A 9,902-nucleotide genomic window follows, 5' to 3' on the forward strand; every position below is an offset into this window, starting at 1 on the left:
TTAATCTGTAGAAATTTGAAAAAATGCCCCACTTTTTAGAGGAAATAAAGTGGCTGTTTACAGGAGTGATTCCTAAACAGGGTCTGGTTGTTATTTTTTATCTTTTAAATAACTGGTTCTATAATAATTTACTGGCGATTAAGGTTTATTTGTTAGTTGAAAATACATTAATAACCAATTAATTTAAATGAACAATAAACCTATGACTGACTGAAATATGTCAGTCTTTTCTTTTTTATTTTTATTAATGTAATAATTTTCAAAATATGGGATAATTACAATAGAGTTGTAAATGATTTTTTGCTATAAACCGGGAATTCTACTTACTTATATGCGCTAAAGGTATTTGATAATTTGAAAGTAAACTATGTAATTGGGATGGGAAGTGGTATTTTGAAAGTAAATAGAACAGTTGGTGAAATAATGAATCGACTTTATCAAATTTGGCAGGTGAAACATAATAAATGGCCTACTAATACTACTGATAAATCGCATTTAGAGTTTATATTAACAAATTTTGATCCGACATCAGAGGAACAGATAGCATTAGTTGCTGAGCTATGTTACATAGTAAAATCTGGAGAATGGCAAATGAGTTATGAAGCTTTGAAAAATATGTTACCAGATAAACAATTTGAAATGAATATTCTAGAAGAGGTTAAAGATTACTTTACAGGAAAGGAGTATTTTGGAGATCAAAAATCTTTTGATGAATATATTAAAAACCAAAGGAATCCATTCATCTTAGAACTCTTATCTCATATAATGCTCCTATCTATTGAAAACACATTGGCTTGTAAACCATATGAATTTTCTATTCAAGGTGTGCATTACATGCATCTGAACTCAAAAAAGCAAGGCTTAGATCTAGCTGCTATAGCAAAAGACAACTTGAAAAATGAGTATTATTTAATTATTGGAGAATCTAAAAATAGACAGAGTCCATCAGAAGGGACAAAAGAAGCGTTAGAGGCATTTAAAACTTTTGATTCAGGAAGGAAGTGGCCAGACATAAGACAAGTTATGAAGGCTGTAGCTAATAGTTTTGAAAAGCCTACTGACAGGATAAGTGAAAAGATATCTAAACATATATTATGGCAAAAAAAAATTATTTATAGATTAACAATAGAGCACCGTAGCAAAAAGCCTAGAGGAGGATCGCAATTTAGAGATTTTAAAGTTCATACTCCAAATGCTACTTGTGAGCAATTTAGACAATGTGAAGCAATACATACAGAGAGATTGGATTATTTTTATGATGCTGTTTCAATTAAAGTAACTAACTATATAGAAGAAAAGGAAAAAGAGATCTATGTTTGATAGATATGCCAAAGGAAGATATGATATTGCTTCAAAATTACTTAATAATATAAATGGTGAAGATATTAGAACTTTAATGTTAAAAATTACGATAGAAGTAGCAAATAAACGGGAATCTCGGGAATTTATAGAGGATATAGAGGACTTGTCAACATTGATGGCATTGGCAGAAGCATTACTTTACAGGATATTATTTGACAAAAGTTTAAAAGGTGAGGAAAGAGAATCAGCTGCATTAGTTTGTGCATCTGCCTATGAAGTTCTTAGTCCACAATTAGATTCTTCTTCAGAAATTAAAATTGAGGACTACGAATTTTTGAATAGGTTAATTTCTGCTCTTTTGTATCACATTTCAGGATATGATCCCAATGCAAGCGGTGTAGTAAATCCACTTATGGAATTACTACCTGTTAGTTTTGTTGACAAAAGTACTGAGCACCAAGTGATGCTACAACTTTGTAATTTTTCTATATTGAAGATGAAACAAGTCCCAATATCATTAGAAGAGCTTGTAATACCTGAATATATAACTGGAAAAAGCCTAGAACCTTACATGAAAGAGGCTTGTTTATATAAATTAAATTATTGTTTAAATACTCTTTCTAAAGAGTTTGTTGTAGTTCATAGAAAATGGAACCGAGATATAAATCCAACATTAGATACCTTGTACAAACACGCGATGCAATGTAATCAGGAATCGATTGCTTTAATTGCGCTTCTTTTAAAAATGTTTGAAGAAAATTCAAGAGAAAGGGCCATTTCTACACTTCGTAATCCTTCCCCTAGCTATATTTTATCATGGGAGAAACACATGGAACGCTATTTAAATGAAGGAATATACTTAGTATGGCCACCCCATAAAAAAGCGATAGAAGAAGGTCTTTTTCAAGATGAAATAAATGGAATAATATCTATTCCCACTGGTACGGGGAAGAGTTTAATAGCTGAACATAAAATTATAACAAAACTTAAAGAAAATAAAGTAATCCTTTACTTGGCTCCTACAATTGCTTTATGTAGACAAGTCGAGAAGAATATAGCCAAGGTTATAAATGTCCATCAAGAATATCAAGAGAACATTTTTTTATTAGATGATACCGATACTTTTGATACGGATGATATAAACGATGGAGGTGCTGTTTTAGTTCTTACACCTGAAAAATGTGTTTCTTTAATTGCAAATAATAAAGAATTAGTAGAAAAATGTAATCTTTGTGTAGTTGATGAATTCCATAATATCTTTAATGGAACACGTGGTGCACTGTTGGATTTATTAATAAGTAGAATTGCTGAATTATCGTCTTGTCAGTTTTTAATAATGTCTGCATTAATTGAAGAATCTAAGGAAATAGAAAAGTGGCTCGGGAAACTAAATGATAAAAAACTATCAATAGTAAATTTGAAATGGAGACCGGCAAGGACTTTAAGAGGGTTTATAGCGCATCCCGAAATATCAATATCAAATGCTTTAAAAGAAGCTCACCGGTGCAAAAAGAAATCATATACTACCAGTGTAAAGACACAAATTTTATTTTGTGTTCAGGATGTTTGGGAGAAAAATAAGGAATCGGCGTATATTGTAGATATACCTCAAAAAATGAATATTAGGTTTGAACTAAAAAAGAATAATAGAGGTATAGAACAATGGAATATAGTAGGCTATGGAAATGATCTATCCAGGCAGATAGGAAATTATTTTGCTGCTGATAATACAGTGATGATATTTTCTCAGGGTACACGACACTTGTTAGGAGAAATCGAAAAACATAAAAAATTAGGGGTGAAGAGTAATGTTGTCAATGAATTTTCGGAAGCTTATTTAGTTTTAGCGAAAGAAGAGTTAGGTTTTGAGTCGGAATTAGTGGATGGTTTAAAATTTGGTGTTGGAATACACACACAAGCTATTATAAAAGAAGAACAAGAAGCTGTGGAAGACTTTTTTAAAGTGACTAAAAACGGTATACTTTGTGCTACAGGAACATTATCCCAAGGGCTTAATCTCACAACTTCTGCAGTAGTAGTAAATACTACAAAGCAATATTCAGAAGAAGGTGGAAAGCCACTATCTAAATCAGAAGTAATTAATATGTTAGGTAGAGCCGGAAGACCAGGATTCGGTCAACAATCTCTAGGCATAGTGATTCCGCAATATCCTGCTACAACATCAGAAGCCGGTTTTAAATTAGACCATGAATCCATTTCATACCTTGAACGAGTTGATGGGACGGAAAAAACAACGTCCGGCTTCTTAAATATAGCTAAGGAAATAGCTAATAAAGAGTTGAATAAAGAGGACTTAGATAATAATTTCACATTAATAACCAATGTTTTGGGAGAACCAACGAAGACCACAAGAAAAGATCTCATCAAGAAAACATTAGCTACTCAATTTTTGGAAGAAAAAGAAATTGATAGTGTGTCGATACAATGGAAGGAATGGTATGAAGGATTTCCAGCAAATAAAGAGTTAGTATTGAAGGCTGCTGCTCAATCAGCAAACAAGGTAAGTGTTATTGAAACGTTATTATCATCTATAGACGAAGAAAAACTCAGAATGAAATTGGAAGATACTTCTGATGAAATTATTCTAGAGTGTTTCTTTAAATGTATTCAAAAATTCGATATTAATTTTATTCATGAAAATATAGATGAAACATTTTCTAATCATATAGTAATGAATCAGTTTTTAAAGACGTGGGTTAATGGAGGGACGTTTATAGAGTTGGCAAAAGTCCTTAATGAACACGGGGTTGGGACTCTTGACTTAACAAAGATAAATCGTACAAACCGAACTAGTGTAGCAAAATCTATAAAAATTAGTAAAGATGGAATAAGGAATGCTAGCCATATTGCTAATGCATATGTAGTATTATTGAAATTAATTGTTTATCAAAATAGAGACATGCCTGAAAATTTCCTTTTGTTATCACAATATATCCGTTATGGGGTTAATAACCCGAATGCATTAAAGTTGAGGAAGCTAGGTTTACCGAGAAAAAAAGCAATTGAATTATCTGGAAATTTGTCAAAAGATGCAAAGATAAATCAATTAATTGGAAAATGGAAAAGGAATAATAAAATTGACGGTCTAGATAATACTATAGGATTAGCATTTCTGAAGATCCTGAAGTGAAAAAATGATTCATTATCTTTCTGAATATGACCATACATGATGCTAATCCTTATGTACAAAGTAAGGTATTTTTAACTCTTCAAAGTTACCAAGATTACTGTCGGTGAACATGTTGCTTAGTAACTAAAGCGTTAGATACTGAATAAAAAAGATAAGATCCTAGAAATAAGTTGGATACCAGACAAATGGAGCATCGGTCAAATAGAAAATTTATCTGCACAGCCAATATAATTTGCCAAGCATAAAAATTATCATAGAAAAACATTTTCCAACCGAAGGTTCGAAGGAAACATTCTGCTAACGTTCGGTATTTTCTATACCGAAAAATAGCCTGAAATCTCATCTAAATGATCATTAATTCATATGGTAAATACATATGTTTTTTTTGCCTTGAATATTTAAAATGTCGAAATTATCCGGAGTATAACGGTTGCAAAAATAGAGTAAAAATTGTAAAATGGTTGCATCGATACAAAGAGGTGATTACGTGAGTATTAATATTCAAGAAAAGAGTGCCAGAGAAGTAATTGAAACTTGTTTTCCTCGTGAAGTAAGGATGAAGATACCAGGAATAATTAATAACGCATATATGTGGTCTTATAGAATTACTCAGAATACCGGATTATTCAATTGGGAACGTGGGAAAACTCTAATTCCAAATATAAAAAACATTGCAGTTGAATTCTTCTTAGTCCAAGAAATCAAGAACGGTAATCTGCCTTTAAAATGGAGAGTGGGCTATACTTCAAACAAATCTGCTTCTTTGATTGAACTTTATACTGACGAGTTGCTTCTCCATGTTAACCAAGTAAACAGTAAAAATAACATTGGTCGACCGGCTTTTTGTAGGGATCAATATATTAAACATTTCCAAAGCTATATAGACTTCGATGAACATGGTCTATCTTTTGACGAAATTCGCGATAAACCGCAATACTTTCAATTAAACCACGGTTATCAAAGCCAGGAACCTTTATTTATCTCACTTGGGATACCAGGGGAAAATGAAAAATGGATAGGCGAAATTCAGCTACTTGAAGAATTTACACTGATTGATGGTAAGTACCCTAAAAGCAAACCTGAAGACATCAAAGAATTTAGCTTGGAAGAATTTCAGCAATTTGCTGAAGAGGTGGGAAAAAATGAACGTGAGGGTACAAACGCATAATTTTAACGGTAAAAAATTAAAGACAGCAAGAATTGCTAGAGGTGTTACATTAGAAGAATTAGGGAAACTCTTGAATTTAAGTCATCAGTCTGTTTCAAAATATGAAAATGGAAAAGCATCTCCAGATTATGAAACACTTCAGAGGATTTCAGGTATCCTAGAATTCACACCATCTTTCTTCTACTCAGACAATAATAATAATCTAGATCCGCAGACTTCACACTTTTTTAGAAGTGGTGCTGCCGTTGCTCGAAAATATAAGGATCAAGTTAAAGAAAAAGTCCGCTTGCTAGCATACGTAATAGAATTTATTGAGTCTAGAATTCGGCTTCCAGAGTTTAAATACCCAGATTTTATTGCAAACCATACAGAGTTTAGACAATTAGATTTGAGTGAAATTGATTCTATTGCGGAACAGTTAAGACGCTATTTAGGCCTAGGTGATGGACCAATCAGTAATATTACAGCACTATGTGAGAAAATGGGTATTGTAATTTCTTCTTCAAAAATGGACAATGAAAAAATTGATGCATGTACGGTTTTTTATAAAAATCGACCATATATTCTTTTAAATAATGAAAGACTTTCTGCGGTTCGTTTACGATTTAATATTGCGCATGAATTGGGACATATTTTATTACACTCCAGATACACAGAAAAGGATATTAATGATAAAAGTAAGCATAAAAGAATTGAGCAAGAGGCTAATCGATTTGCTTCTTCTTTATTAATGCCTGAAGCTACATTAGTGCCAGAGCTTTCGTCTTCAGGATTGGATTATTTACTTCTGTTAAAAGAGCATTGGAAAACTTCTATCCAGGCCATTGTTTATCGTGCGGAGGAATTGGGGATATTTACATCGGATTATGCACTATATCTGCGACAACAGATCAGTCGTAAAAAGTGGCGCCAGCATGAACCTCTTGATGATATAATCCCTATAGAAAAGCCAATGCTGTTTATCCAGGCCCTAAATATGATTATTAATAAGTATAATATTACGATTGAAGAAATATCTTTTCAAATTGGCCTGACTATTGAGGATATAAGTTTGCTTGGCGAGCTAGTTGTAGAAAAGCCTTTAAGTAAGCCCCTTGATGTAGAGAATCATAATGTTGTTTATCTTCATAACAAAAATAGTTAAAATATGTGGATGGCATGCCTAAAAGTTAAAGACATTAAGTATATCAAGAAAATAATGAGACTAATTCAATCTGAACTGCACCCCATTTGTTACACACACATAACAATTGGAGGTGCAGTTTTTCTATTGTTCAATCCCCTGTGGGGGTAGCATTTTTCATTCATTAATATATTACACATTATATATGGAAAATTAGTGAAGGAGTTATTCTTTAGATGATAAAATGATTAATAGGTAAAAATTCATAATTTTGCAACTCTACAGGTTTTAATAAGAAGGAGGGACTGTAAAGTTGGCTATTAAAAGAGTTATCGTCAATAATTATAAACAGTTTCAGAATTTAGATATCACTGTTAATGAAGATTTGACTGTCTTGATTGGAAATAATGGTGTAGGAAAATCGACAATACTCGAATTGATTCATCTTGCATTGACCGGCACTATTCGTAATAAACCTATCTATTATGAATTGAATCCTTATCTTTTTAACATTAATACCACCAATCAGTTTATTAACAATGTTGTACGTTACAGGCAAGGTGAACTCGAAGCAGTTATTCCACCACAAATAACAATTGAAATATTTTTTTCAGATACAGATGATGAACACATGAATGAGTTGACGGGGGCAGAGTCTTCTATAAGTGGGGAAAATTGTGGCTTAACATTTAGAATCATGTTTTCAAGTAAGTATGAAGATGAGTATAAAGAATATATTCAACAAGAAAATGTATCCTTTATTCCAACAGAATACTATGAAGTTGAATGGTTTACATTTGCCGGTAAAAATATTACTCCAAGGAGTATACCAGTCAAATCACTATTGATTGATTCGTCTGAATCCGCTATAAATGCTGTTCCAAAAAAATATTTTTTAGGATTGGTCAACGATACCTTAGATGATAAACAGAAAGCGAATCTATCAGTACTATATCGTAGTTATAAAGAACAGTTTGCACATAATCCAGATATAGTAAATTTGAATTTTGGAATAAATGAAAAAAAGAAAGCTTTTCTGGATGACGAAAGAGAAGTATCTTTATCTTTAGATATTAGTAATAAAACAAATTGGGAAACAGCAATCAATGCGTATGTCGAGGGTATTCCGTTCGAAAATATCGGCAGGGGCGATCAAAACATCTTGAAAACTATCTTTGCTGTTCAAAGCAGGAAAGCCAGGCAAACAATATTGTTGATTGAAGAACCAGAAAATCATTTATCTTTCTCAAATATGCGAATGTTGTTAGTTAAGTTAAATGAAATTGCCGATAATCAACAAATATTTGTATCTACACATGATTCTTATATTTTGAATAAATTAAAATTGGACAATCTCTTATTGATCTCTGAGAGTAATATAATAAAGATGACGGATTTGCCTGATGATACTGTTAAATATTTTCAAAAAATACCTAGTTATAACACATTACGTTTTATTCTCTCCAAAAAAGTTATTTTGGTTGAAGGACCAGCTGATGAATTAATAGTAAGTAAATCTTTTTCCGATAATAATGAGGGAAAATTACCCTTGGATTGTGGGGTTGATATTATTAGTGTAAACGGTCTGTCCTTTAAACGATTCTTAGATATTTCTAAACTTTTAGAGATCGAAACTTTTGTGGTTACTGATAATGATGGTGATTATGAAAAAAATATTACAAGGAAATATGAAGAATATCAGGAAGAGTATATACATATATGTGCAAGCGAAAATAACCATTTGAAAACATTGGAGCCACAGTTTTTACATGTATCCTCAAATTATGAAAAACTAAAGAGAGTTTTAGAAAAAGATGATTTATCAAGTGAAGTTCTAAATAAATATATGACCAATAACAAGGCAGATTGGGCTCTAAAAGTTTATTTAGATGACAGCGAAGAATTTGACTATCCGGAGTATATATTAAATGCAGTACGTTAAAAGAATTATCCAGGCTGGAGCAGGTACTGGGAAAACTAAATTACTAATTGATAATGCCTTGGATTTAGTTAATGAAGGAAAAGTGCTTATTTAACATATACCACTAATAATTTAAAATCAATGAAAGAAGATATTGCTTTGCGAGAAGGAGTTGTTCCCTCAAAAATTGTGTGTAGAACTTGGACAGAATTTCTTTATAACGATTTGGCTAAACCTTATAGAAAAATGGTAGGTGCACCAAAATTAGAGGGATTAGATTTTAGACAAGTCGGGCAAATACCAAGAAGATCAGGAGTTACAAGTAATAATATATTTTATTATTTAAATTCAAAAAATCAATTGTATGCTGAAAGGTTGGCAGAGTTTTGTTGTAAGACTAATGTACATACGAATGGTTTGGTATTTAATCGATTACAAAAAATATATAGAACAATTTTGATTGATGAGATTCAAGATTTGAATGGATATGATTTGGATATTCTAAATTATATTTATAGTCTCATTTGCAATGTTATTATGGTCGGAGATAACCGTCAAGCAACGTATTCTACAAATCATAGTCTTAAAAATAGGCGGTATAGAAGTGAAAACATTTTCAATTTTTTTAGATTACAGATGGGGATTTCTGATATTGAGTCACTGGAATTATGTTATAGATGTAATCAGCAAATATGCGACTTTGCCAATCAACTATTTGATGATTTAAATTTAGTCTCTGGTCAAACCGAAAAAATTTTAGAAGAAGATGGTATTATTTTGTTATCCTCTGAAGAAAGAATGGAAGGATATATCAATAATTATTTGCCTTCTGTTTTATATTATAGTAAACCGAGTCTTAGAAAGTTAGATAGTCTGAAGCTTAATGTGCTTCCTGAATCTATGTCTTTCGGCAATTCAAAAGGTCTCACAAGGGATAGGGTTCTTATTCTTCCAACTGTAGAGATGAGAAAACATGCCTTGGGTCAAAACTATTCTTTAGCAGCTTTGACTTTGGCAAAGTACTATGTTGCTATAACCAGGGCGACAAGGTCTGTTGCTATTTATGTAGGTAATTAAAATCAAAGAAGGTGCTATATACACTTCGTAATTGGGAAAGAAATTAGTCTAATTATAGGATGATATAGTCTTGAGGTCAGATGAACTAGTCAATAAGTCACTAGCGTTGCACAAAAAATCTATGAAAAAGTCAAGGATGAAAAAATGGAATAAAAATCAA

General features: G+C 31.8%; 7 protein-coding genes. All 7 read left to right on the forward strand.

Annotated elements, in window-relative coordinates; genetic code table 11:
* Nucleotides 1–354: 354 nt before the first annotated feature.
* Complete coding sequence (locus CU635_RS08265; RefSeq protein WP_142382847.1) at nucleotides 355–1,320, forward strand: hypothetical protein; 966 nt, start codon at nucleotides 355–357, stop codon at nucleotides 1,318–1,320.
* Nucleotides 1,313–4,453: a DEAD/DEAH box helicase gene (locus CU635_RS08270; RefSeq protein ID WP_101576771.1), complete on the forward strand. Its 3,141-nt coding sequence runs from the start codon at nucleotides 1,313–1,315 to the stop codon at nucleotides 4,451–4,453. Before CU635_RS08265 ends, CU635_RS08270 begins: the two co-directional genes overlap by 8 nt.
* Before the next feature lie 487 nt (nucleotides 4,454–4,940).
* Nucleotides 4,941–5,621: a hypothetical protein gene (locus CU635_RS08275; protein WP_101576773.1), complete on the forward strand. Its 681-nt coding sequence runs from the start codon at nucleotides 4,941–4,943 to the stop codon at nucleotides 5,619–5,621.
* Nucleotides 5,596–6,765 (forward strand): helix-turn-helix domain-containing protein, encoded by a 1,170-nt coding sequence (locus CU635_RS08280; protein WP_180956644.1) that lies wholly within the window; start codon nucleotides 5,596–5,598, stop codon nucleotides 6,763–6,765. Before CU635_RS08275 ends, CU635_RS08280 begins: the two co-directional genes overlap by 26 nt.
* Nucleotides 6,766–7,057: 292 nt before the next feature.
* Entirely contained in the window at nucleotides 7,058–8,686 is a 1,629-nt protein-coding gene (locus tag CU635_RS08285) for an ATP-dependent nuclease (RefSeq protein WP_101576777.1), read from the forward strand.
* Nucleotides 8,673–8,780, forward strand: coding sequence for a UvrD-helicase domain-containing protein (locus CU635_RS24330; protein ID WP_142382845.1), 108 nt, complete (start codon nucleotides 8,673–8,675; stop codon nucleotides 8,778–8,780). The genes CU635_RS08285 and CU635_RS24330 overlap by 14 nt, the downstream gene beginning before the upstream one ends.
* Nucleotides 8,781–8,806: 26 nt before the next feature.
* Nucleotides 8,807–9,742 carry a UvrD-helicase domain-containing protein gene (locus CU635_RS08290; protein ID WP_101576779.1) on the forward strand — a complete coding sequence of 312 codons (936 nt, stop codon included), beginning with the start codon at nucleotides 8,807–8,809 and terminating at the stop codon, nucleotides 9,740–9,742.
* Nucleotides 9,743–9,902 lie beyond the last annotated feature (160 nt).

This window comes from Bacillus canaveralius (genome assembly GCF_002860125.1).
Taxonomy (GTDB): domain Bacteria; phylum Bacillota; class Bacilli; order Bacillales; family Cytobacillaceae; genus Bacillus_BJ; species Bacillus_BJ canaveralius.